Genomic DNA, 24,291 nt, shown 5'->3' on the forward strand with positions numbered 1-24,291 from the left:
TGCATCTCCGAAGGGTTGCTGAAGAGGTGGTCAGTAATGGAACGCATAGGTGGCAGCAACCGTGGAACATTCCAGAAATGCTGGCGAGCTCAGTTCTGGAATGTTCCACTGTTTCGCTGCGATATTGCAGTAGTGGCGTGAAAGCCGACCCCAATCGGCCTCCGTGCTCATACAATCAGCTGACTGTAATGGTTGTGCACGAAATTGCCGAATTACCCACTGCCGCACCGCAACAGGAACAATCCAGAATGGCGATTCCTTATCGGAAAGGATTATTTGCAAGTTTTCAAGGGCATGAAATGGCGACGAGAAGTTGGCCCGCCGCGGGCAGTGCTCTGCCCCGGCACTCGGAGGGGAGTGTCGGGTCTCGGGGGCACGCTGTACGGCATCCCACACGTATTGACCGCGCATTCGCTGGAGCCGCGACGGCCGAACACCTCGGCGGCACTGGACGGTTGGTGCACTACGAACCGAGTACGCCCGAGGAGTACGAGCGAGCGTTGGGCGCGGCGATTAACGAGGTTGCCGGCGATCCTGCGCTGGCCGCCGAGTTCGGCGCGGACCCGGGCGATCGCCGAGTTCGATTGGCCACAGCGCCGCACAGACCGTCAGCGTCTACAAACAGGCCCGCAAGTCCTGACCTCACCTCCCGCTGCCGAGAGCGCTCATCGACGTGAGTCAAATGGTCGCCAAAAGATCTTGTAAAGCGACCTTTTGACTCACGTCGATGAGCGAGAACGACCTTTTGGCTCACCTCGATTGCGGAAGGTGCCTCAACGGGACGACCGCACGCTGGGACTTGAGCGTTGCATGTGGAGGAAGGGGCTGGTGTGCGGAGTTGACCTATCTGTCGCTTGGTTTGGTTGGGGTCGGTTAGTTGGTGAGGTTGAAACGTTCAGCGAAGCGGGACATTTCGTCGAATAGGTGCTCGGGGTCGATGCTGCCGATGACGATTCGGGTAACGCCCTCGGACGCGAGGCCTTCGACGCGTTCAATGGGCATATCGATCGACCCCCACCTTGTGTACTCCAGTGCCGCCGGATCGCGTTCTGCGGCAACGGCTTCCGCTCTGGCGAGGTCTAGTTGGTGGGCGCGTTCGAGGGGGCGAGCATGCCGCCGGGGAAGTAGCCGTCGCCGCGCCGGCCGGCCCTTCGGGCGGCGGCGCGACTGGAGCCGCCGATGTGGATCGGTAACAGGGACGCGCCAAGGGGTTTCGGGAAACTGACCAGTGCGTCGAAGGCGAAGAACTCGCCGTCGAAGCTGACACCGTCCGCGCCGCCCGACCACAGCAGTCGCAGCACATCGATCGCCTCGTCGGTTCGTCGGCCGCGGGTGGCGAAGTCGACTCCCGTCGCGGTTGCTTCGCCGGGCAAGGTGCCGAGACCCACGGTCAGCAAACGCATGCGGCCGCGGGACAGGACATCGATGGTCGCGAGGCGTTTGGCCAAGACCACCGGGTGCCGGTACGGCAGCAGCAGCACGCCGGTGCCGAGCAGGATCCGTTCGGTGGCCGCGGCGACGAAGCTCAGGCAGTCGAGCGGATCGGGATAGGGCAGGGTGGCGGGCATCTCGAAATTGCCGACCTTCGCGCCGGGATACAACGCGATGTGGTCCGGGAGATACAGCCCTTCGAATCCACAGGCTTCGGCGTGCTTGGCGAAGGCGATGATCCGGTCGGGGTCTGCTCCGTAATACGGTGTGCTGTAACTGATCGCAAATTTCATCGAGCGTTCCTCGGGTGACGTGGGCAGCGACGATCGCACCACCGGTCTATCGAAACCGGTTGCCGGACAGGTGGTTACCCGAATTCCCAGGCAGGCTCGGCACCGGCCAGCCGGTGCCGGAGTTCCGTCTGCAAAGCGGTCAGCCTGGTGAGCGCGTCGTCCACCTCGTCGAGCTTGCGCCGCAGCACCGCGACCGAGTCGGGGCAACCATCACCGGAGCTGTTGCCCGCCCGCAGGCAGGTGACGAACGGGCGGATGTCGTCGAGGTCGAAACCGTCGTCGAGCAGCGTCCGAATCTTGCGGACCACCGGCAGTTCCGTCTCGTCGTAGACGCGATACCCGTTGGTGGAGCGCCGCGCCCGCACCAGCCCGTGCTGCTCGTAGTACCGCAGGGTGCGGGTACTCGTTCCGGCCTGTTGCGCCAGCTCACCGATCAGCATCCGACCTCCTCCGAGCGACCGTCACGGCCACGCTAAACGTTGTCGCCGGTGTCAACGCAAGCGTCGCCGTGCACCATCCCGGGACGCGAAACGGCGGCGGAAGAATCCGCCGCCGTTGTCACCGGGTGAGTCGCTCAGAACTCCCAGTCTTCGTCTTCGGTGTTCACGGCCTTGCCGATCACGTAGCTCGAACCCGACCCGGAGAAGAAGTCGTGGTTCTCGTCCGCGTTCGGCGAAAGCGCCGACAGGATGGCCGGATTCACCTCGGTCTCGTCCTTCGGGAACAGGCCCTCGTAGCCGAGGTTCATCAGCGCCTTGTTCGCGTTGTAGCGCAGGAACTTTTTGACGTCCTCGGTGAGGCCGACCTCGTCGTAGAGGTCCTGGGTGTATTCGACCTCGTTGTCGTACAGCTCGAACAGCAGCTCGAAGGTGTAGTTCTTCAGTTCCTCGCGCTCGGCCTGGCTGACCAGTTCCAGGCCCTTCTGGTACTTGTAGCCGATGTAGTAGCCGTGCACGGCCTCGTCGCGGATGATGAGCCGGATCAGGTCCGCGGTGTTGGTGAGCTTGGCCCGCGAGGACCAGTACATCGGCAGGTAGAAGCCGGAGTAGAAGAGGAAGCTCTCCAGCAGCGTCGAGGCCACCTTGCGCTTGAGCGGATCGTCGCCGTTGTAGTAGTCCAGCACGATCTCGGCTTTGCGCTGCAGGTTGCGGTTTTCCTCCGACCAGCGGAACGCGTCGTCGATCTCACGCGTGGAGCACAGCGTGGAGAAGATCGAGCTGTAGCTCTTGGCGTGCACCGACTCCATGAACGCGATGTTGGTGTACACCGCCTCCTCGTGCGGGGTGAGCGCGTCCGGGATCAGGCTCACCGCGCCCACGGTGCCCTGGATGGTGTCCAGCAGCGTGAGGCCGGTGAAGACCCGCATGGTGAGCTGCTTCTCGTCGGCGGTCAACGTGCCCCACGAGGGGATGTCGTTGGACACCGGAACCTTCTCCGGCAGCCAGAAGTTGCCGGTCAGCCGGTCCCAGACCTCGGCATCCTTTTCGTCGGGCACCCGATTCCAGTTGATGGCCGATACCCGATCGATCAGTTTCATCCTGCCTCCACACCTTTCCCGAGCCCGCTGCCGTGACGGATTTTCTCTCCCTCGGACACTACTCCTTGGGGGTGACAAGTCCGTGCAGCACAACACCTTGTGTCGCTGCGATGCGTGTCACCGAGGCGAGATACGCCGGGAGCCATCGCGTGCGGCCCCTATTCTGCGTCACGATCGCGCGAACAGCCACATCGGTGCTGGCGCGCCGCGCGAGATCGCTCATTGTTTGCTTGCGAACCTCTCGTGGCCCGCGGCGAGCGGGCACCACCGGACGAACGACGCGCGGCGCGTTTGCCCAGCCCGGATCGGGGGTCGTCACGACCCGGTGACCCGCCCGCCGATCTGCGTCGATTTTGCCTGTTCACGGGCTACGTTGGGCCGAAAGGTGTGCCACGCGTTTCGGAAGGAGTGTGTGTTTTGACCAGTCCCGGCCCCGCCCGACCCGGCCCCGTGCTCAATGACATGACCATCTTCGCCGGCGTCCTCATCCTCATCACCGGCCTACTGCATCTGCTGTCCGCGATAGCCGCCATCGCCGGCCGCGATATCTTCGTCGTCACCAAAGACCAGGTTTTCCTCGTCGACGTCTCCGCATGGGGTTGGATCCACCTGGTAATCGCCGTCCTGATGCTGATCGCCGGCTTCGGCATCGTCACCGGCAAAACCTGGGGCTACCTGGCCGGCATCGTGATGGCCGCGATAAGCATCCTCGACAACTTCCTCTTCGCCCCCATCTACCCGTTCTGGGCCCTGGTCATCATCGCCATCGACATCCTGGTGATCTGGGCGCTGGCCCGTCAATTCTCCGTCCAGTAACCCCCGAATCCCTCGGCCCCGGTATCCCTTTCGGACACCGGGGCCGAGTTGTGCGGTCGAGTGACCCACGACTACCGCGGCAGTCGTGGGTCACTCACCGATTGGGAGAAGATCGGACCAGCCGGGTCCGGCGCGAAGTGTCGCGGCGCGCTGGCGAATCAGCGAAATCTGATCCCCCCCCCCTGTGAAAAGCGACGTTTGAGTGGAGCGTTGGTTGCGGTGGCGGCGGTAGCGCAAGGTACGGGTATCAACGATCGCGCAGGGGGACAAGGCGGAGGCGGACATGAGCAGGCCCGTATCTTCCATGCCGCGCATGGCTGCCCAGCCACCGGTGGCCAGGAGAAGGTTGCGGTGCCACATCACGCCGGCGGGGTGTACAGGTAAGCGGTCGGCCGTCCACGCATCGATCAGTGCCCCGCGGGGGAGCAGGCCTGGCGTAAAGGGGATCGGAACATCCACCAGCTCACCGGAATTCAGTAGGTCCCCGGCCGTGCCGACGGCGAAACCGGCGGACGGGTGCCGGTGCAGTGCGGCGCTGAGTACGGCCAAGGCTGTCGGTTCGAGTTCATCGTCGGCGTCGAGATTCTGGATCAGGGCCGCGGCCGCCCGACCGAGAGCGACGTTCCGGGTGATCGCTGGGCCTTCGCGGGTGCCGTTGAATGCCAGGCGGGTTCGTGGATCGTCCGCGGCGCCGCAGTCGATCAGCGTCGCGCGCACCGCCGCGGCGTCGCCGTCGACCTGCACCAGCCAGTTCCAGTCCGGATGGGTTTGCGCCCGCAGTGACCGCCAAGCCGCCGGCAGGTAGCGGGCATACTCGGCGTGCACCGCTGTGACGACCTCTACCCGCATATCGAGCAGTGTGCCATCGTGACGAGCATGGTCCGGATGTGGTAGGCAGTGAGCTCGGGCATGCTGGGGTCGTCGGGAGGCAGGGGCACGGATGGATCACCAAGTGGTCGAACAGGCACTCGCGGCACTGGCGACCTCGGGTTCGCGACAGCTGGACCGCGACTGCGATCGTTACGCGCGGCGGTACATCGCCGAGGGTGTAGAACCGCAGTTCGATGTGAGCTCAGTGGATTTCGGCCGCGACCCCTACTTCATCTGTGCCGACCGATACTGGAATCACCGGATGTCGGACGAACCGACCCTGCACACCGCTGTCGAATGCGCGGGGTGGCTCCGCGAGCACGTCGCACCGGGGTGCCGCACCGAGATACGCGAAAAGTGGTCTCTTGGTTACGCATTCATCACCCGTGACTCGGTGGAGTCGCTGGACGAGGTCGCCGACGCGACCCGCGACATCGTCGCCAACGACGATCAGGAGTGCAGCCGAGCCTATTTCGCCACGCTGTACCACGCGGGAAAGCTGCGCGCGAACTTCTGCTTCGACGAGCTCAACCAGTTTCTGCAATCCTCGCCGCTGTCCATGGCTGCCGGATCACACCGCGAGACACCGCTTTTCGTCGCACTGCAAGCCTTCGCGGCGTTCGGCAGCCGCCGGGTCACCGAGGAGTACGCGCGCAGCCTGTTCGACCGCGCATGGAGCGCGTCCGGCCGGACCTACGCGGCAACCGATATCGCGCTGAACGGGCTTGCCGTCGGTGTTCCCTTCGCCGGTCAGGGCGAACTACTGAGCGCGCACGCCGAAGCGGCGCTGGCCGAGCACCCCGACAACCACATCTTCTACTACCGGCTTGCCACCGGCCAATACCTGTGCGGCGCCCACGACGCCGCGCTGAACAGCATCGACACGGCCTTGCGACTGCTGCCCGCGATCGGCTGGCGGGTCAGCCACGAGCTACTGCAAGGCCAATACCTGACCAAACGCGAAGCAATCCTCAACGGCCGCACCGAAGCACACCGCGCAGCGGCGGACCGCGAACGCGTACAACACCACGAGCACACGATCGCCGGAATGACCGACACCGTGCGTAACTCGATGCTGCGCACCATAGAGGTCGTCTCGATCTTCGCGGCCGTCATCGCCTTCGCCGTCGGCTCCCTGAACATCTCCCTGAACGGCAACCTCCGCCTCGCCGACCGCCTCTGGATCGTCACCCTCCTAGGCGCCGGCCTGATCCTGTTCGCCCTCCTGATAGTCGGCGGCAGCTGGCTCATCGCCCGCCGCCTCGCCGGGGACCGTAACGAGTAACGGTTATCTTCTGCTGGCGCGGCGGTAGCCGATGGCGGCGGGGATGGCGAACAGGATGATGGCGCCGAGGGACCAGGCGAGGGTGAGGGTCAGGGGGCGGGTCAAGGGGCCTTCTAGGGCAAGGGCTTTCATGGCGTCTACGGCTACCGACATGGGTTGGTTGCGGACTACCGGTTGGATCCATTGGGGGTAGGCGGCCAGGGGGACGAAGCCGGTGCTGAAGAACATCATCAGGGACGTGAGGATGGTAATGCCTTCTACCAGGGCGGCTTTGGCGTTGAAGACGGCCACCGAGGTGACCACGGTGGCGAATGCGAGGCCGAAAAGTACTGGTATGGCAAGGAATAGGAGGGTGGGGAGGGCGCCGTGGTGGAAGCGGAAGCCGAGCAGATAGCCGACGAGGATGATAGTCAGGGTTCCGGCGAAGATGCGGCAGCCTTCGGCGAGGATGCGGGAGGCCAGGCCGGAGGCGCGGTGCACCGGCAGTACCCAGAAGCGGGCGAGCAGGCCCGCTTCGCGTTCGCGGCCGAGCAGGACACCGCAGGAGATCGCTCCGGACACGGCACCGGTAATGGTGACCATCGGCACGGAGCCGTACAGCGCACTGTCGCCGGTGAACTTCCGAATCTGGCCGCCGACCACCGTTTCCAGCATGATCAGCAGTAGACACGGGATGATCAGCGCTTCCAGCAACGTGATCGGGTTGCGCACCCAGCGCAGCAAGAGGCGCTGCGTCTGAATCAGGGTGTGCCGCAACAGGGCTGCGGGCGACACCTCCGAGTCGCCGCGGATTTCTTCGGTGCGATCGGCCAGTAGTGCCATTACGCCCTCCCCGAGCTCAGCCGGATGGTCAGCGGAATACTCAGGACAAGGATCGCGGCCGTCCAGGCCAACGACGGCCCCATCAGCGACCACGTCACCTGCCCCGCGTTCCCCGACGGGTCGCCCGCCAGCGCACGCAGGGCGAGCACGAACTGCGAAACCGGCTGATTGCGCACGAACGGCTGCACCCACGCCGGAAATTGGTGCGCCGGAGCCAGACCCGCGGACAGCATGCCGAAGATCAAGGGTGGCAGCACAAGTGCCTGGGTGACCGCCTCCGGGCTGCGCGACACCGTGCCGATCACATCCGCGCCGAGCGTCAACGCGGTGCCGATGAGCATCGACAACAGCAGGAAGCCGATGGTGTGCGCGGTGTCAAGGTAGAACCGGAACCCGATGACGTAGCCGCAGGCGATGGCGGCGCAGAGGGACAGCGCCAGCCGGAAGACGTTGCCGGACATCCGTGCCCCGGCGGGCACAAGCCGCCCGACCGGCATCGACCCGAATCGCCGATTGAGGCCCGCCACCGAGTCGGTGGCGGATCGGAAGGCGGCCGAGATGGCGGTGAACGCGGCGGCCTGCAACACCACCAGGGGCATCATGAACTGCGCGTAGCTGCTGAACCCGGTGCCCGCGAACGTCATCACCGTCTTGAGCGGAATGTAGAACCCGGCGGTGAAGGTCGCCGGAGCCAAGAGCGAGGTCAGCACCTCACCGGTCTTGATCGAGGGCACGATCAGCCGCGTGGTGAGCACCCACCACTGCCGCGTGCGGTCCGGTGTCGCTCCGACATCGGCCAGCCAGGTGCCTGCGGTCATGAGACCGCCTCCACATCAACCGTTTTCGCTCCGTCAGCGGAGGCGAGGTGCCCGGTCAACTGAAGGAAAACATCATCGAGCGACGGCCTGCGCAGCGCGATATCGACCAGTTCCACCTCCGCGCCGTCCAAGCGGCGCAACGCTTCCGCGAGGGTCTTCGCGCCATCCGGTGCGGGGATGGTGATGCGGTCCGAGTCCGGTGTCAGCGCGGCCCGATTGTCCTCCGGCAGCAGCGATCCGAGCGCCTCGGCAATCACGTCCAGATCCTGCAGGTCCAGCGGCACCACCTCGCAATAACTGCCACCGGTGCGCGACTTCAGTTCATCCGCGGTGCCCTGTGCGATCACCACACCGTGATCGATGACGATGATCCGATCACTCAGCGCGTCGGCCTCTTCCAGATACTGGGTGGTGAGCAGGGTGGTGATGCCCGCCTTCTTGAAACTGCGTACCAGATCCCAGACCCCTTGCCTGCTGCGCGGATCCAGCCCGGTCGTCGGTTCGTCGAGGAACACCACGTCCGGCCGGACGACGAGACCGCAGGCGATGTCGATACGCCGCCGCATGCCTCCCGAATAGGTGCCGACCCGGCGACCCGCCGCCCCGGCGAGATCGAACTCGGTGATCAGCTCGTCCGCGCGGATCCGGGCGGCCCGCTTGCGCAACCCCATCAGCCTGCCGAACATCACGAGATTCTCGTGGCCGCTGAGCATGTCGTCGAGCGCCGCATACTGCCCGGTCAGCATGATCGATCGGCGCACCGCAGCCGGATCGGCGACGACATCGTGCCCGGCGACGACGGCCCGCCCCCGGTCCGGCGCGATCAGCGTCGAGAGGATGTTCACCATGGTGGTCTTGCCCGCGCCGTTCGGGCCGAGGATGCCGAGAATCTCGCCCGGCGCCGCCGTGAAATCGACTCCGCGCAATGCCTTTACGGCGCCGAAGGATTTCTCCACTCCCTCGACGACGACGCCCTGATCGGAATTCATGCCTGTCCCTTCACCTGTTCATCGAGTACGCGCGCGATGATCGGCAGCACGTGCGGTGCGGTCAGCTCGTTGTGGGTGACGTCGATGTCGTAGTTGATGACCGCGCCGGTCGCGTACGGCCGCCAGCCGTCCGGGCCGACGGCATCGGAGCTGTCCACGGTCGCGCTGAAATACAGCAGGTCACCGTCGAATACCGGCCGCTGATACCCCGATCGAGCGCGCGCCGCCGCGTTGTACGACTCGGTCAGTCGCTCGATCATGTCCGCGTCGACGACCGTCACGCCGCCGAGCCGATCGCGGATGAGGTTCGCCGCCTCGGCCGCGGTGGCCTCGGCGGGCACGTCGTGGATCCCGAAGATCGCGCCGAAGCTGTTGACGAAGGCACCCGCGGTGAGTTGCTCGACGTCGGCGCTGTCGATGTCGGCCGACTCCGAGTCAAGCAGCGCGACCAGGCCGACCCGGTCGCCGGTCTCTTGCAGCCGTACCGCGATCGCGTGCGCGATCAGTCCGCCGAATGACCAGCCGAGCAGGTGGTATGGGCCGGACGGCTGGATCGCGCGGATCTCGCGCACGTACCGGTCGGCGAACTCCTCGATCGAGCGCAGGGACGGTTCGTTGCCACTGAGATCCGGTGCCTGCAAGGCGTAGATGGGGCGGCCTGGCCGCAGCGCCTGCGCGAATCCGAGGTAGCTCCACGAGATTCCGGACGACGGGTGGATACAGAACAGCGCGGGCTCGGTGCCGTCCGTTCGGATCGGCAACACCACGTCGAGTCCGAGCGTGGCTGCCAGCGCGGGTCGGCTCACTGCGACCGCCGCCGCTTCCTCGGCCGCGGCGGCTTCCGCCGCGGGGGTTCCGGCGAATTCGGCTGCCGCACGGAGCACATCGACCCACAGCCCCGCCAGTTCGGCGACCTCCCCACGCTCAAGCAGCGTCTTCGGATAGGTGAAGTCGGCACGCAATCGAGCACCGGCCAGCATCGCGTTCACCTCGAGCACCGCCGACGCCGGCGTCCGCGGATCGGCGACGGTGGGCAGGTCGCCGAACTCATCGGTCGATGTCCAGCCGAGGCCGTCCAGCCCGGCCGGGGCATCACCTGCCGAACTCCGGTCGCGGTAGCTGAAGCTGACCTGCCCCGGATCGGCCACGCTCAGTTGCGATCTCGTATCGGCGTTGAGGTAGCGCAGTAGTCCGAACCCGATCCCCTTGTCCGGCACCGACTTCAGTTGATGCTTCACCGCACGGATCGTCGTGCCCATCGCCGGGCCGCCCGCGAACGCGTGATCGACGTCGATGTCGTCGAGCTCGAGCCGCACCGGGTAGCTGGTGGTGAAGGAGCCGATCGTGCGGGAAAGCGCGGCCCCGGTGATCGTTTCGTCGCGCCTGCCGTCCCCCTCGAGCCGGATCGTGACGCCCGTCCCGGTCTCCCCGGATCGCCGCGCACGCCAGCGCTCCAGCGACAGCGTGAGCGCGGCGAGCAGAGTGTCGTGGACGGTGCCCGCGAACTGAGTGGGCAACGTGGTGAGTACCGCGGTGGTGACCTCCTCCGACACCTCACAACGCACGGTGCGCAGCGTGTGTGCCTGATCAACCGTCGCGTCCAGCGCACGGGCACCGAGCGGCGGGTCCGCGGCCGCCAGCACACCTTGCCAATGTCCGAGCTCGAAAACCCGCTCGGCCGACCAAGATTCATCTACCAGGGCGTGTGCCCACCGACGCATCGACGTGCCGGTTTCGGCGAGCACCGGGGCACTGCCGACCGACACCTGCGCCCAAGCTGCCATCAGGTCCGGCAGCAGAATGCCCAAGGACGCGTCATCGATCAGCAGCCGGTGCACCAGCACGATGAGGCGGCCCGCCCTGGTCCGCGTACCGGCATCGCCTACCGGATCGAGCCAGAGCAACCGCAGCACAACGCCGTTCGCCGGATCCAGTCGATTCGACTCGGAACGCAGTTCCGCGGCAACGTATTCCCGCAGGTCGACCGGATCCGCGGCGCCATCGAACTCGATCCGGCGCACCAGTGCGCCGACATCGACCGAGCCGGGCTCGCGCACCGAAAGCCGCCAACCATCCACCTCGTTCACCAGCCGTGCGCGCAGCATGTCGTGCCGGTCGACGGCCGCCGCGAGGGTGGCGACCAGCTGTGCCCGCTCGATGCCGACCGGCAGCTCGAGCACCGCCGTTCGAGCCGAACGGAGCTGCCCGCCTTGTTCGATCAGGTATCGCATCCACGGCGTGAGCGGCATGTCGCCGATGCCGCCGCCGGGCAGCTCGGTCAGTGTCACCACGGTGCTAGCGGTGTCCACCGCCGCGGCCAGGGCGGCCACGGTGCGGTGCTCGAATACCTGCAGCGGGGTGCAGGAGATGCCCCGCTGCTTCGCCAGGGATACCAGCTGGATCGCGAGGATGCTGTCACCACCGAGCTCGAAGAACGAGTCATCGACGCCGACCTTGTCGCGACCGAGGAGCTCGGCGACGATCTGCGCCAATGCTTCTTCCGGCGGTGTCCGGGGCGCCCGATACTCGGTCTCGTCAGCGCTGAATTGCGGCGCGGGCAACGCTTTCCGGTCGAGCTTGCCGACCGCGGTGAGCGGGATCTCGTCGAGGACGACGAAAGCGGACGGGACCATATAGCCGGGCAATGTCGCTGCCGCGATGGCGCGCACCCGGGCGATATCGAGATCCACGTCCGGCTTGCGCACCAGGTAGGCCGCCAATGCGGTCGACCCCGTCGGCCCCGCGACACCGAGGGTGAGGGCGAAATCGACGCCATCCATCCGGCCGAGCACGGCATCGATCTCGCCGAGCTCGATCCGCTGACCGCGCACCTTGACCTGGAAGTCGGTGCGGCCCAGATATTCCAGCGTCAGGCCGCGCTCCGCGTCGGTGGCGGAGCGCGTCCAGCGCACCAGGTCGCCCGTGCGATACATCCGCTCGCCCGGCGCACCATAAGGATTCGCGACGAAGCGGCCTGCGGTCAGACCGTGCCTGGCGTGGTAACCCCGCGCCAGCGCGTGCCCCGCGAGATAGAGCTCACCCGCGACGCCGACCGGAACCGGATGCAACCGCCCATCGAGCACCATGGCGGCCACCCCACGAATGGGCGGACCCAGGGAGACTGGGGCACCGGCGTGCAACGTGGAACCCGTTGCCACCACAGTGAACTCGGTCGGCCCATACAGATTCACCATCTGCCGGTGCGGTGCCCCACGCCGCCGTGCCGGGTTACCGCGACCGTCCAGATCGATCGCGTCGGAGCCGATCCAACGCTCGATGAGCTCGGCACCCACCGCCTCGCCGCCCACCGCGAGCACGCGTACTCCGGAAACCGCCGCGGGATCGATGGTGGCGAGCGCGGACGGGGTGATCATCACGTGGGTGACCTGCTCCGCGGCGATCACCTCGGCGAGCGCGCTACCGCCGAAGACCGCCGCGGGTGCGACGACCGAAGCACCACCCCACCCGAACGCCATCAACGCCTCCAGAATCGACGCGTCGAAACTCGGTGAGGCGACCTGCAACACCCGGGAGCCCGAATCCAAGTCGAGCAGATCACGCTGCGCCGCAACGAAGTCGGCGATACCACGATGCGAGACGGAGACGCCCTTCGGCGTGCCGGTCGATCCGGAGGTGTAGATCAGCCAGGCCGGGTTGTCCAGCCGGATCGGTCGCGGCAACTCGCTGTCGCGCAGTGGCCGCGGGCTCGCGGCGGACCAGCGTTCCACCAAACGCAATTCATCGAGGACCAGCCACTGCGTGCTGTCCGGCAGCATCGACCGGTAGGCGACTGTCGTGAGGCCGACTCGCGCACCGGAATCGGTCAGCATGTGATCGATCCGCTCGATCGGGTGCTTCGGATCGACCGGCAGGAAGGCCGCGCCGATCTTCGCCGCCGCCCACATGCCGGTGAGCAGGTCGGACGAACGCGGAAGGCCGAGGGCAACCACGGTTTCCGGCCCCGCGCCCGCTTCGAGCAGGAGCCGAGCGAGTCGGTTGGCGTGTGCGTCGAGTTCCCGGTAGGTCGTCGTATCTCCGGCGGCGACCACGGCGGGACGATCTGGATAGCGGGCCACGGACGCGGCGAGCAACTCGGGAAGTGTTGTTGTGCAGATGCTTTCGAGACCACGCACCGGGACCAGCGTCGCTCGTTCGCTTTCGTCGAGGATGTCGATATCGGCTAGCCGCACCTCCGGGTCGGCGAGCACGGTCGCGAGCACGCGCCGCCAGCGGGTGGCCAACGCCGCCACTGTCGCCTCGTCGAACAAGTCCGTCGCGTAGGTGAGCACACCGGCCAGCCCGGCCGGGCCGGTCGCGTCGAAACGCTCACGCAGGTCCAGCGTCAGGTCGAATTGTGAAGCGCGCCGGTCGAAGTCCGCCACCTCGAAGCGCAGGCCGGGCAGTTCCAGCACCGGCTCGACGAAGTTCTGCAGCGACAGCGACACCTGGAACAGCGGGTGGTGCGCCGTCGACCGGGTCGGATTCAACGCCTGCACAAGACGTTCGAAGGCCACATCGGCGTTGGCGAAGGCGTCGAGATCGGCCGAGCGGACCGCGTTGAGAAAGTCGAGGAATCCGGCTCCGGGATCGACGGATGTGCGTAAGGCGAGCGTGTTGACGAACATGCCGACGAGTTCGTCCAGGGCTTCCTCGCCGCGCCCGGCCACCGGTGTCCCGATGACCACGTCGTCGGTGCCGCCGAGCCGGGCCAGCAGCAGGGCGAGCGTCGCATGCGCGACCATGAAGACGCTGACGTTGTGCGCACCGGCGAATTCGACCAGGGCACTGTGTAGTTCGGCCTCGACGGCAAAATCGAGGTCGGCGCTGTGCATCGTCTGCACGGCGGGCCGTGGCCGGTCGGCAGGCAACTCCAGCACATCCGGTGCCCCGGTGAGGGTTTCGGTCCAGAACCGAACCTGCCGCGCCGCCACCGATTCCGGATCGGACTCGCTGCCCAGCACCTCGCGATGCCAGAGCGCGAAATCGGCGTACTGCACAGCAAGCGGAACCCTGGTCGTCTCCGCACCCGACGACCGCTCCGAGTACGCGGCGACCAAGTCGGCGGCCAACGGTGCCATCGACGCGCCGTCCGCGCTGATGTGGTGCACCACCAACACGACAACGTGCACTGAAGCGGCTTCCGGCGTGCCACTCACCGGATCGGCGAGATTCGAATCCACGGAATGGCCGGATGACACGGGGGCCACACCAACCGATGGGCTGGAGGATACGGTGGGAGCGCCGACGAACGGCCCTGACGACACCGGCCCGGAACCCGCAGTGTGCGCGGACGCAACCGGCACCTCTCCGGCAGTGAGCACCGGCGCGTTGGCAGTCCCGTCCGTTGCCTCGGGACTCGCGGCGATGCGGAACAGGCTGGCCCGCAGCGGTGGCTCTTTGGCGATGTCGAATCCCTTGCCCGCCAGCCCATTGAGCCGATCCCGCAGGGCGGCACCGTCCTCGGTGACGACCACCGCCAGTGCAGGCGCGGCCATTTCGGTACCCATGATCACCTGGCGCGGGCCCTCGGCGTCGGCAGGATAGATCGTGCGCAGGCTTTCGTGCCGTTCGATGACATCGGCCAACGCCATGCGCATCGCGCCAACGTCCAGTACGCCGGTCAAACGCAGGGCGACCGCGATGTTGTACGCGGGCGAGGCCGGATCGAGCCGGTTCATCACCCACATCCGCTGCTGCGCGGGCGACAGCGGGATGCGGTCCGGCCGGATCCGCGGCGCGAGAGCGGGTCGACCCGGCTGACCGCCGCTCGGGATCACTCGCCCGGACAGTTGCGCGACGGTGGGCGCGTCGAAGAGATCCCGCAGCGCGATCGTCGAGCCGAGCGCCGAATTGACCCGGGCGACAACCTTGGTCGCGCTGAGCGAGTTGCCGCCGAGCTCGAAGAACGACTGGTCGACGCTGACCCGCTCGCTGCCGAGCACCTCGCCGAACACCGCGGCCACCGCCTGCTCCACCGGCGTGCGCGGCGCGAGGTACGGCCGGTGAGTGTCCGAGAAGTCCGGCACCGGAAGGGCTTTGCGGTCCAGCTTGCCGACCGGCGTCAACGGAATGGCATCGAGTACCACGAGATAGCCGGGCACCATGTACCCCGGCAGCGCACCGGCGATCCGCACGCGCAGCCGCTCGGTATCCAGCTCGACGCCCTCGGCGGGCAGCACATACGACACCAGCACGGTCGCACCGGCGGGCCCGGCCCGGCCGATCGTCACCGCGTACTCGACCTGCTCGTCACGCGAGAGCACCGCGTCGATCTCGCCGAGCTCGATGCGCAGGCCACGGATCTTGACCTGGAAGTCACTGCGCCCCAAATACTCGAGCTCATAGCCGTCGCGTCCGGAAACCCAGCGCACCATGTCGCCGGTCCGGTACATCCGCTCGCCCGGATCGCCGAACGGGTCGGCGACGAACCGGCTCGCCGTCATCTCGAAACGGTTGAAGTAGCCACGGGCGAGCGCGGGCCCCGCCAGATACAGTTCACCGGCGATGCCGACGGGCACCGGCCGCAGCCAGGTGTCGAGCACCATGTTCGCCGCGCCACGGATCGGCCCGCCGATCGTGATCGGTTCGCCCGCAACGAGTTCCGCGGGTCCGGTCGCCCAGATGCTGAACTCTGTCGGGCCGTAGAGGTTCACCATTCGCCGACCGGCCGACCAGCGTTCGATCAGCTCCGGCGTGGCCGCCTCACCGGCCACCGACAGCACCCGCAGGTGGTCGAGGTCGGTCGGTTCCATCGTGGCCAGCGCGGACGGCGTGATTACCGCATGGGTCACCCTTTCGGCGCGCAGCAGTCGTTCGAGTTCCGCGCCGCCGTAGACATCCGGCGGCGAGACCACCAGCCTGCCGCCCGAGCCGTGCGCGGTCAGCAACTCGAATACCGAGGCGTCGAAGCTCGGCGAGGCCACTTGTAACGCGCTCGCCGTCGGATCCAGGTCGAGCGAATCACGCTGGGTAGAAACCAGATTCGCGATGCCGCGATGACTGAGCAGCACAGCCTTCGGCTTGCCGGTCGAGCCCGAGGTGTAGATGAGATACGCCGTTTGGTCGATATCGATCGGACCACCGCGCTCCGCGTCGGTGATGGGGTCGGCGGAAACGGTCATGACCCGGCGAATGGTGTTCAGGTCGTCGAGCAGCAGCCAGTCGATGCTGCCGGGCAGCGTCTCGCCGGTCGCGGTGACCGTAACGCCGATGGGCGCCCGCGAGTCGGTGAGCATGTGCTCGATCCGCTCGACCGGATAGTTGGGATCCAGCGGTGCGAACGCCGCACCGGACTTGGCCAGTGCCCACACCGCGACCACCGATTCCAGCGATCGGGTGAGGGCGAGCACGACGAACACCTCCCGCCCGACGCCCCGGCTCAACAGCAGCCGTGCGAACCGGTTCGACCAGGCGTCGAGTTCGCCGTAGGACATGGTGAGTTCGCCCGCGCTGACCGCGATGGCGTCGCTGTCGATCGCGGCACCTGCGGCCAGGATCTCGGGCAGCGTGCGCACGGGCAGCGACCGCGGTCCCCGAACCGGCAGCAGCGCGGCGCGTTCGGTGTCGTCGCAGTACTGCAGCTGCGAGACGAGGGCGCGCGGATGGTCGGCGAGCTGGGTGAGCAACCCGACAAAGCGGTCCAGCAGTGGTTGTGCAACGGCGGGATCGAGCTGATCGGCCATGAACTTCACACTGACGCGCAAGGTGTCGTGGCCGTCGGTGCCGCGCAGCGGAATGACCATGAGATTCAACGGGTATGGCGTCGCGTCGGTGCCCTCGACATCGAGTACCCGCATGCCCGCGATGTCGAGCGCCTGGGAGAGGGCCTCGCGGTCGATCGGGTAGGACTCGAAAACGGTCAGCGTGTCGAACAATTCGGCAAGCCCGACGGCCTGGTGGATCGCGGCAAGCCCGACGTGCTGGTGATCCATCAACCGGGCCTGCTCGGCCTGCAGGCGGCCGAGCAGGTCGACCACCTTCTCGGCGGGATCGAGCCGCACCCGCACCGGCAACGTGTTGATGAACAAGCCGACCATCTCTTCGACACCGGCCAGCTCCGGCGGCCGGCCGGAAACCGTGCCGCCGAACACCACATCGGTGCGGCCGGTGAGCATGGCGAGCAGCATCGCCCAGCTCGCCTGCACGAGAGTGTTGACGGTGGCACCGGATTCGCGGGCGGTCGACTCCAATCGCGCGACGGTGTCGGCGGACAGGTCGGTGGACACCATCCCGGTCTCGGTCGACTCGATGCCGGCCAGGGTGGGCACCGCGCGGGTCGGGGCATCGATCCCGGCCAGCGATTCCGCCCATGCGGCAATCGATTCGGCGTCGTCCCGCTCGTCCAGCCAGGACAGGAACTCGCGATAGGAATGTGCGGGCGGCAGCGCGGACGCGTCGCCCGAGGTGACATATAGCGCGAGTAGCTCGCGCACCAGCAGCGGCGTCGACCAACCGTCCAGCACCAGATGGTGATTGGTGAGGACGAACCGGTACGCGTCGGCGGCGGTCCGGATCAGCGTGCACCGGATCAGCGGCGGCCGGGTGAGCTCGAACCGGGTGCGGGCGTCCAGCGCGATCACCCGGTCCAGTTCCCGCTGCCGCCCCTCGGGATCGGCGATGTCGGTCAGATCCACGTCCTGCCACTGGATCTCGGCCTCGGCCAGGACGAGCTGGCGCGGGCCGTCGTCGGTCTCCACGAAGGCGACCCGCAGGTTCTCGTGCCGGGTCACCAATGCCTGTGCGGCGGTGCGCAATCGGGCCGCGTCGACGGTGCCCGCCAGGGTGAGCAACGACTGCACGGTGTAACCGTCGGCGGTGTCGGAGTCGTACAACGCGTGGAAGAGCAGGCCGTACTGCAGCGGTGAAAGCGGCCACACGTCGGCGAGGTCGGGGTAACCGCGTTCCCACGTGTCGATCTGTCGCTGGGTCACCGGGACGAGGCCGAAGTCGGAGGGCGTGCGCCCGCCCGCGCCCGCGGACTCCGCGTGCGCGGCGAGTGCCCGCAGCGCCTCGGTCCACAGCTCGGCGAGCTGCGCCACCTGGTCCGCGTCGAGCAGCCGAGAGGCGTAGGCCCAGGTCACTTCCAGGCCGGTGTCGGTGAGCACGGCGTTGATATCGACCACGGCAGCCAGTGGCGCGCGATCGTCCTGCGTGGCCGCGAAGCGTTGCGGGAGCCAGGGTCCCGTTTCGGAGCCGCTGTTCGCCCGGCCGAGATAGTTGAAGCTGATCTGCGGGATAGGGCTATCGGCCAGTGCCGCAGCGGATTCGGCGGCGAGGTAGCGCAGCATGCCGAAGCCGATGCCTTTATCCGGCACCGTCCGAAGCTGTTCCTTCGTCGTCTTGATGGCAGCGCCCGCCGCCGGACCACCGGCGAACGCGTCGGCGAGATCGATGCCCGCCAGGTCGACCGCCACCGGGTAGACGCTGGTGAACCAGCCGACCGTGCGCGCGACATCGGCGCCGGGCAGGATCTCCTCGGCGCGCCCGTGCCCCTCCAGGGTGAACAGCGTCGCCGTCCGGCCGCGCCACCGGCCCACCGCCATCGCAAGCGCGGCGAGCAGTACATCGTCTGCGCCGCAATGGAATCGATCGGGCGCGGTGCTCAGCACGGTCTGTGCGATCACCGGAGCGATCACCGTCCGATGGTGTGCCATGGTTGCGACGACATCGACGGCCGGATCGGGCAGATCAGTGCCGAGTGCCGGATCGGGCGTCGCCAGGATGCCTTGCCAGAGCGTCAGTTCGGCGGCACGCTCAGCGGCCTGCTCGGCCTGACCGTGTGCCCAGCGCCGGAACGAGGTGCCGACGGGAGCGAGTACGCCACCCATGGCGGCGGTCGCCAGATCCGGCAGCAGGATGCGCCACGAAACCCCGTCGGTCACCAGATGATGTAGCACGAGCCACAGCACGGGCTCGGTCTCTTCGATGAGCACGAAGCGCGCGACGACACCGGCCGCCGGGTCGAGTAGATCTGCGGCACGCTGCAATTCACGCTCGCGCGTCTCCGCCGCGTCCGTACCGGCCGCGACGGCCTCCACCAGGGATTCGGCATCGATGGCGCCGCGCTCGGCCACCGTCCATTCCCAGCCGTCGTCACCCCGCCGCAGCGCGGAACGCAGCAGATCATGATGATCGAGCAGCGCCTGCACCGCCGCGACGAGCTGCCCGCGCTGAAAGCCGGCGGGCAAGCCGACGAGCACCGCCTGGCTGAACCGCGGCCAACTATCGCCCTGATCCAGCATGGCGTGCACGATCGGCGTGAGCTCGACCGCGCCGACCCCGCCGCCGGGCAGCTCGTGCACCACCTGCGCGCGTACTTCGGTGGCGACGGCGGCCAGCGCGGCAACGGTCTTGCGCTCGAACACATCCCGTGCGCTGAGCCCGATGCCCGCCGCTTTCGCCCGCGACACCAGCTGGATGGATACGATGCTGTCACCGCCGAGTGCGAAGAAGCTCTCGTCGACGCCGACCGTTTCCAGCCCGAGCACCTCGGCGAACAGTGCCGCAAGCGCCTCCTCGCGCGGCGTGGACGGCGGGCGGCTGACGATGGTCCGCGCCCCGAAATCCGGTGCGGGCAACGCCTTGCGGTCCACCTTGCCGAGCGGGGTCAGCGGGATGCGATCGAGCACCATCACCACGGCGGGCACCATGTAGGCCGGAAGTGTCTCCCCGGCAGCGGCTTTCAGCGCCTCGGAATGAACTTCGGCGCCAGGTTTCGGCAGCACGTACGACACCAACGCGGTGGCACCGGCGCCGGTCTCGGCACCGAGGGTGATGGCGAAGTCGATGTCCGGTTGCCGTTGCAGCGCAGCGTCGATCTCGCCGAGCTCGATGCGGAAGCCGCGAACCTTCACCTGGAAGTCGCTGCGGCCCTGGTACTCCAGCTCGAGACGCCCGCCGCCGGTGCGCCAGCGCACCAGATCACCGGTGCGGTACATCCGCGCACCGGCTTCGTAAGGGTTGGCGACGAACCGGCCCGCGGTGAGCCCGTTTCGCTGGTGATAGCCGCGTGCGAGTCCGGCACCCGCCAGATACAGCTCACCGATGGTGCCGGGCGGAACCGGCCGCAACCAAGGGTCGAGCACCACGGCGGAGACGCCGCGCACCAGACTGCCGATGGTGACCGGTGCGCCGGGCACGAGCGCCTCGCTCAATGTCACGGTCACGGTGGTTTCGGTGGGCCCGTACCCGTTCAGCAGCGTGCGTCCGGCCCACTTGGCCACCAGCTCGGGCGGGCAGGCGTCGCCGCCGACGATCACGGTGCGCAGCTCGGGCAGCGTCGCCGGATCGAGCGACCCGACGACCGTCGGCGTGACATTGAGGTGGGTGACGCGGTGGGCGCGCAGCACCTGCGCCATCTCCTCGCCCGCGTACGCGGCGGGTGGCACGACGGCGAGGGTGGCACCGGCGGCCAGGGTCACCAGGATCTCCTCGACCGAAATGTCGAAGCTCGGCGATACCGCGTGTGCCACCACAGCATCGGCGGTCACCCCGAAGCCCGCGGCCGAGCCGGTCGCCAGGTTCGCCAGTCCGCGATGCGAAACCAGCACGCCCTTGGGCAATCCGATCGATCCAGAGGTGTAGATGATGTACGCGATCTGGTCGAGACGCATGGCGACGCCGATGGCGCTCGCGTCCTGTTCGCGCACGTTGCGCGCGGTTGTCTCGTCGTCGAGGATCAGCCAGTTCACCTTGTCCGGCAATGACTTCCGTGCGGCGGCGACGGTCACGCCCGCGACCACTCCGCTGTCGCCGATCATGTGCTCGATCCGGTCGACCGGATAGGTCGGATCGATCGGCACGAACGCCGCGCCCGTCTTGGCGACCGCGATCATCGCGAGCACCGACTCTGCCGAACGAGGGATCGAAATAGCTACGGTGCGTTCAGATCCGGCACCGGCGGCGATGAGCACCCTGGCCAGCCGATTCGTTTGTTCGTCGACCTGCCGATAGGTGAACGAGGTCGTCCCCGCGCGGATCGCCACCGCCTCGGGATCCAGTGCCGCACCGGCCGAAAGGATTTCGGGCAGCGTACGAGGCGTGACACCCGCGGGCCCACGGGCAGGCACCAGCTCGGCCTGCTCATCGCCGGACACCACCGGCACGGTGGACAGCGCCGCCTCGGTTCCGGCGGCGAGAAACGCGTGCAGGAACAACAGGAACCGGCGGTGCTGCGCCGCCAATTCGGCGTCGCTGTACAGGTTTCCGTTGCCCTGGAAGTCGATATGGGTGCTCTCGCCGCCGACGCCGGGATAGACGTTGACGAACAGATCGTCGATCAACCCGGAGGTCAGCACATGCAGCCGCCCGGTGACCGCGCCGAGCTGAATCCTGGTATCCACCATCATCAGGTTCACCGAGGGTCCGAACGACGCGGCCTCGTCCATCGGCCAGCCGAGATCGCGGAAGATGTCCTCCTGCCGGTAGCGCTGCCGCCGCAGCGCCCCGGTCAACTCGCCCTGCGCCGCCCGGATCACGTCACCGACCGTCGTGGTCGGCGTCATGGTCAGCCGCAGCGGAACGACATTGGCGATCATCCCACCGGACCGACGCAGAATCGCCGTGGTGCGCGCCGAAACAGGAAGGCTCAGAACCACTTCCGGAGCACCGGTCATCGCGGCAAGATACGCGCCGAACGCCGCGACCACGGTCGGCGCGACCCCCGACGACGCCGCCTTCGCGACGGTGTCGAGCAGCGCCGTGGTCTCCCGCGGCAACGCCCCGGCAACCCGGCTCGGGTGCGCGTCGACAGCCGCGGTGCGCCCGGCCAGGCTCACCGGATCTGCCATCCCGTTCAGATGGTCGAGCCAGTGCGCCCGGTCGGCACCGAAACGATCCGAATTGCGATAGGCAAGATCGGCTTCGACGATCTTGCGCAGATCCTCGGCCTTCGCTGCGGGCGGCTGCTTGCCTTCGACCGCCGCGTTGTACAGCTCGCCGGTGCGCTGCACCACGGTCAGCGCGCCCATGCCGTCCAGCACGATGTGATGAATCCGCGAGTACCAGTACCAGTGGTCGTCGGCGAGCCGCAGCATCGCGACGCACACCAGCCGGTCCCTGGTCAGCTCGAGCGGTGCCTCGTATTCCGCGCGCATCCACGCGTGCGCGGCGGCCGCCGGATCGCGCTCGCCGCGCAGGTCAAGCGTGAGCAGGCTGTCATCTAAGGAGGTGTCCACGAACTGGTACGGATGGCCGTCCACCTCGATCAGCCGCAGATACCCGGTGCCGAACTCGCGCCCGGCCTGCCGTGCCGCGCCGCCGAGCGCGTCCAGATCGATCGGGCCGCGCAACTCGACGTACTGGGCGATGGAAATCGGGATGTCGCCCGCGATGTGCTGGGCGAACCAGATGCCGCGCTGAGCCGCGGACAACGCGAAGGCTCCTTCGGGCAGAGCTCCGCCGGTCTCGAGGGGCGAGGGGAGAGGCTGTTGCATGAATAGTCCTACGTTCTTACCGCCCGCAGCTGCCGCGGAGTACCGCCGCCAGCCACCGGGGTAGTGGTAGTACCCTGCCGCACAGCTCGCGACAAGGTTCATTCTGAACCGATGACGTGTGCTCCGATGCCGTTTGCCGCATGTCGGGCAAACATGCCGCCAGGCGCGCCCGAACGTCGTCGGATGCGCCTGGGAATCAGGCCGACATGGGCAGCTGGTCGGCCTCGGTGAGCGGTGCGTCGGAACCTGCGAGGTAGCGCTGCAGGGTGGAGCGATCGTCCAGCACCAGCCAGGAGATCGCGTCGGTGAGTTCGCCGCGCCGCGCCTTGGTGGTCACGCCGACGATGGTCCCGAGCATGAACGTCCCGTCCGTGACGGCCGGTACCGGTGTGCCGCCGATCTTGACGATGGCCCGCTCCGCGACCACGGACTCGATCTCGTCGCTGATGGCGATGGCGACCCGGGTGCCGCTGCAGGCGCCGATCCCGAGCAGCAGCCTGGCCAGCCGGTTCGACCAGCGATCGAGCTCGGCGTAGGTGAGCGCGCAGTCGGCGGTGGACACCACGACCGCGTTCGGATCGACCTCGGCGACGGGCCGCGCGAGCGGCAGGTGGCGGATGTTGTCGGCGAGCGTATCGGTCAGCGTGTGCATTGTGGTCGTCCCTCGAAGTCTCGGTGAAGAGGTTCTCTTGCGTACCTCTAAATCTCGTCTACGAGGGGCAACTCCGACAGCAACCCAAGCGCTGGTGGTGCTACCTCCCAGGGTGGAGAAATCCGCACCCCAGGGGGTACTGCGTAACTAGATCGGCTTGTCGCGGCAGATCAATCGGTGACGAAGCCGTTGAGCGTGCCGTTCAGATCGGTGAGCAGGGCGCGGGCGGCGACGAGGCCGTTGCCGTGCCAGACAGTGTCCTCGACGGCGAAGACGCGTTTGTCGGTCGCGGCGCCGAGGTCCTTGAAATCGTCGGTGCGCATCACCGTCTCGCCGTGCTTCTTGCCCTGTTCACCGGCGAGGATCACGTAGATCAGGTCACCCTCGACCTTGGTGGCGAACTGGTCGAGGGCGACGTCGAACGAGGGGCCGCGCTGAGCGGCGGGGCGCTGCACCCCCACGTCACCGAGGATCTGGCCCGCGAAGCTGTTGTTGCCCTGAATCTCGTTGGTATCGGCGGTGAATCGCAGCAGCGAGGCCTGGGTCTGCTGGGCGGAGATCGCGTTGCCGATATCGGTGGCCTCGGTGCGGTAGTTCTCCAGCGCGGTGTCCGCGGCCGCCTTCCGGCCCAATCCCGTTGCGAGCGCGGTGAACTCGGCCTGCCAGCTGTTGCTCGCGCCGACCAGCACGGTGGGCGCGATGTCGCGCAGCGCGTCGAAACTCGCCGTGGCGGTGGGGATATCGCCGAGGATGAGATCGGGGTGCAGGTCGGCGATCAGCGCCGGATTCGGCTGCGCGGCCGTGCCGACGCCGGGAATCTTCAGCACGCCGGTGCCGAGGTACTCGGGCTGCGGGACCGGGCCGTCGAGGGTAACCGCGCCTACGACGCGCTCCCACAGGCCGACCGCGCACACCGCGTCCAGCGCCGAGGTGGTCAGCACGACGATGCGCTGCGGATCGGCGGGCACCTCCGAGACACCGGCGGCGTGCGTGACGCTGCGCGTGCCGCCGCCGGCCGGATCGGGTGCGCTCGGCAGCGCGCAGGCCTTGGTGGTGTCGCGCTCGAGCCCGATGACGCCCGCACCGGCGATGTTGGTGGTGGTGCGGACGATGCTGCTCGCGTCGTCGGGCTTGCTGCTGCAGCCCGCCGCGACGACGGTCCCGCATAACGCCGCGACGGCAACGATCCGGCGCGCCACGCGGGCGATGCCGGATCGGGGTGAAGCTGTGCGGTTTCGGGTACGAACGAAGGCGCTCAGCGGCATGCGGGTGAGGGTACATGCGTGGACGCGGCCGGAGGGGGACAGGTCAGCGCCACCGCGTGCCGTACCGGTGCCTGCGGGAG

13 protein-coding genes are annotated in these 24,291 nt (G+C 67.5%); 2 read left to right on the plus strand and 11 right to left on the minus strand.

The genetic code is table 11. The features are described from left to right. Nucleotides 1-873: 873 nt before the first annotated feature. The 4 genes from ACIA8C_RS06685 to nrdF all read right to left on the minus strand — a co-directional run bounded on the left by ACIA8C_RS06685 (nt 874) and on the right by nrdF (nt 3,261). Nucleotides 874-1,002, minus strand: a complete 129-nt coding sequence (locus ACIA8C_RS06685) for a hypothetical protein (RefSeq protein ID WP_397131629.1) — start codon at nt 1,000-1,002, stop codon at nt 874-876. Between the two features lie 77 nt (nt 1,003-1,079). Continuing rightward, nucleotides 1,080-1,724 (minus strand): TIGR03619 family F420-dependent LLM class oxidoreductase, encoded by a 645-nt coding sequence (locus tag ACIA8C_RS06690; protein ID WP_397131631.1) that lies wholly within the window; start codon nt 1,722-1,724, stop codon nt 1,080-1,082. 74 nt (nt 1,725-1,798) lie between these two features. Further along, a complete protein-coding gene (locus ACIA8C_RS06695) occupies nt 1,799-2,164 on the minus strand; it encodes a MerR family transcriptional regulator (protein WP_397131633.1) in 366 nt (121 codons plus the stop codon). 134 nt (nt 2,165-2,298) lie between these two features. Next, nucleotides 2,299-3,261 carry a class 1b ribonucleoside-diphosphate reductase subunit beta gene (gene nrdF / locus ACIA8C_RS06700; protein WP_397131635.1) on the minus strand — a complete coding sequence of 321 codons (963 nt, stop codon included), beginning with the start codon at nt 3,259-3,261 and terminating at the stop codon, nt 2,299-2,301. A gap of 408 nt (nt 3,262-3,669) precedes the next feature. Between nrdF and ACIA8C_RS06705 the strand changes: the two genes are divergently transcribed. After that, nucleotides 3,670-4,077: a hypothetical protein gene (locus ACIA8C_RS06705; protein ID WP_397131826.1), complete on the plus strand. Its 408-nt coding sequence runs from the start codon at nt 3,670-3,672 to the stop codon at nt 4,075-4,077. Nucleotides 4,078-4,167: 90 nt separating this feature from the next. Here ACIA8C_RS06705 and ACIA8C_RS06710 read toward each other — a convergent pair whose 3' ends face one another. Continuing rightward, complete coding sequence (locus ACIA8C_RS06710; RefSeq protein WP_397131637.1) at nt 4,168-4,926, minus strand: glycosyltransferase; 759 nt, start codon at nt 4,924-4,926, stop codon at nt 4,168-4,170. Between the two features lie 91 nt (nt 4,927-5,017). Here ACIA8C_RS06710 and ACIA8C_RS06715 point away from each other — a divergent pair, with 91 nt between their 5' ends. Beyond that, on the plus strand, nt 5,018-6,232 hold the full coding sequence (locus ACIA8C_RS06715; protein ID WP_397131639.1) for a hypothetical protein: 1,215 nt from the start codon (nt 5,018-5,020) through the stop codon (nt 6,230-6,232). Nucleotides 6,233-6,235: 3 nt separating this feature from the next. Here the strand turns inward: ACIA8C_RS06715 and ACIA8C_RS06720 are convergent, their stop codons facing one another. The 6 genes from ACIA8C_RS06720 to ACIA8C_RS06745 all read right to left on the minus strand — a co-directional run bounded on the left by ACIA8C_RS06720 (nt 6,236) and on the right by ACIA8C_RS06745 (nt 24,211). Further along, nucleotides 6,236-7,054, minus strand: a complete 819-nt coding sequence (locus ACIA8C_RS06720) for an ABC transporter permease (RefSeq protein ID WP_397131641.1) — start codon at nt 7,052-7,054, stop codon at nt 6,236-6,238. Continuing rightward, entirely contained in the window at nt 7,054-7,872 is an 819-nt protein-coding gene (locus tag ACIA8C_RS06725) for an antibiotic transporter (protein ID WP_397131643.1), read from the minus strand. The genes ACIA8C_RS06720 and ACIA8C_RS06725 overlap by 1 nt, the downstream gene beginning before the upstream one ends. After that, nucleotides 7,869-8,861 (minus strand): ATP-binding cassette domain-containing protein, encoded by a 993-nt coding sequence (locus ACIA8C_RS06730; RefSeq protein WP_397131645.1) that lies wholly within the window; start codon nt 8,859-8,861, stop codon nt 7,869-7,871. The genes ACIA8C_RS06725 and ACIA8C_RS06730 overlap by 4 nt, the downstream gene beginning before the upstream one ends. Then, nucleotides 8,858-22,294: an amino acid adenylation domain-containing protein gene (locus tag ACIA8C_RS06735; RefSeq protein ID WP_397131647.1), complete on the minus strand. Its 13,437-nt coding sequence runs from the start codon at nt 22,292-22,294 to the stop codon at nt 8,858-8,860. Before ACIA8C_RS06735 ends, ACIA8C_RS06730 begins: the two co-directional genes overlap by 4 nt. Nucleotides 22,295-22,490: 196 nt before the next feature. Then, nucleotides 22,491-22,946, minus strand: coding sequence for an AMP-binding protein (locus ACIA8C_RS06740; protein WP_397131649.1), 456 nt, complete (start codon nt 22,944-22,946; stop codon nt 22,491-22,493). 170 nt (nt 22,947-23,116) lie between these two features. After that, nucleotides 23,117-24,211 (minus strand): ABC transporter substrate-binding protein, encoded by a 1,095-nt coding sequence (locus tag ACIA8C_RS06745; RefSeq protein ID WP_397131651.1) that lies wholly within the window; start codon nt 24,209-24,211, stop codon nt 23,117-23,119. Between the last annotated feature and the right edge of the window lie 80 nt (nt 24,212-24,291).

Source organism: Nocardia sp. NPDC051321, assembly GCF_044455225.1.
In the GTDB taxonomy this organism is placed as follows: domain Bacteria; phylum Actinomycetota; class Actinomycetes; order Mycobacteriales; family Mycobacteriaceae; genus Nocardia.

What these genes read in the sequence shown, in the direction of transcription:
- nrdF (WP_397131635.1), bottom strand. Translation starts at nt 3,261, where the DNA reads ATGAAACTGATCGATCGGGTATCGGCCATCAACTGGAATCGGGTGCCC.
- ACIA8C_RS06725 (WP_397131643.1), bottom strand. Translation starts at nt 7,872, where the DNA reads ATGACCGCAGGCACCTGGCTGGCCGATGTCGGAGCGACACCGGACCGC.
- ACIA8C_RS06735 (WP_397131647.1), bottom strand. Translation starts at nt 22,294, where the DNA reads ATGCAACAGCCTCTCCCCTCGCCCCTCGAGACCGGCGGAGCTCTGCCC.
- ACIA8C_RS06745 (WP_397131651.1), bottom strand. Translation starts at nt 24,211, where the DNA reads ATGCCGCTGAGCGCCTTCGTTCGTACCCGAAACCGCACAGCTTCACCC.
- ACIA8C_RS06720 (WP_397131641.1), bottom strand. Translation starts at nt 7,054, where the DNA reads ATGGCACTACTGGCCGATCGCACCGAAGAAATCCGCGGCGACTCGGAG.
- ACIA8C_RS06715 (WP_397131639.1), top strand. Translation starts at nt 5,018, where the DNA reads ATGGATCACCAAGTGGTCGAACAGGCACTCGCGGCACTGGCGACCTCG.
- ACIA8C_RS06690 (WP_397131631.1), bottom strand. Translation starts at nt 1,724, where the DNA reads ATGAAATTTGCGATCAGTTACAGCACACCGTATTACGGAGCAGACCCC.
- ACIA8C_RS06695 (WP_397131633.1), bottom strand. Translation starts at nt 2,164, where the DNA reads ATGCTGATCGGTGAGCTGGCGCAACAGGCCGGAACGAGTACCCGCACC.
- ACIA8C_RS06730 (WP_397131645.1), bottom strand. Translation starts at nt 8,861, where the DNA reads ATGAATTCCGATCAGGGCGTCGTCGTCGAGGGAGTGGAGAAATCCTTC.
- ACIA8C_RS06710 (WP_397131637.1), bottom strand. Translation starts at nt 4,926, where the DNA reads ATGCGGGTAGAGGTCGTCACAGCGGTGCACGCCGAGTATGCCCGCTAC.
- ACIA8C_RS06740 (WP_397131649.1), bottom strand. Translation starts at nt 22,946, where the DNA reads ATGCACACGCTGACCGATACGCTCGCCGACAACATCCGCCACCTGCCG.
- ACIA8C_RS06685 (WP_397131629.1), bottom strand. Translation starts at nt 1,002, where the DNA reads ATGCCCATTGAACGCGTCGAAGGCCTCGCGTCCGAGGGCGTTACCCGA.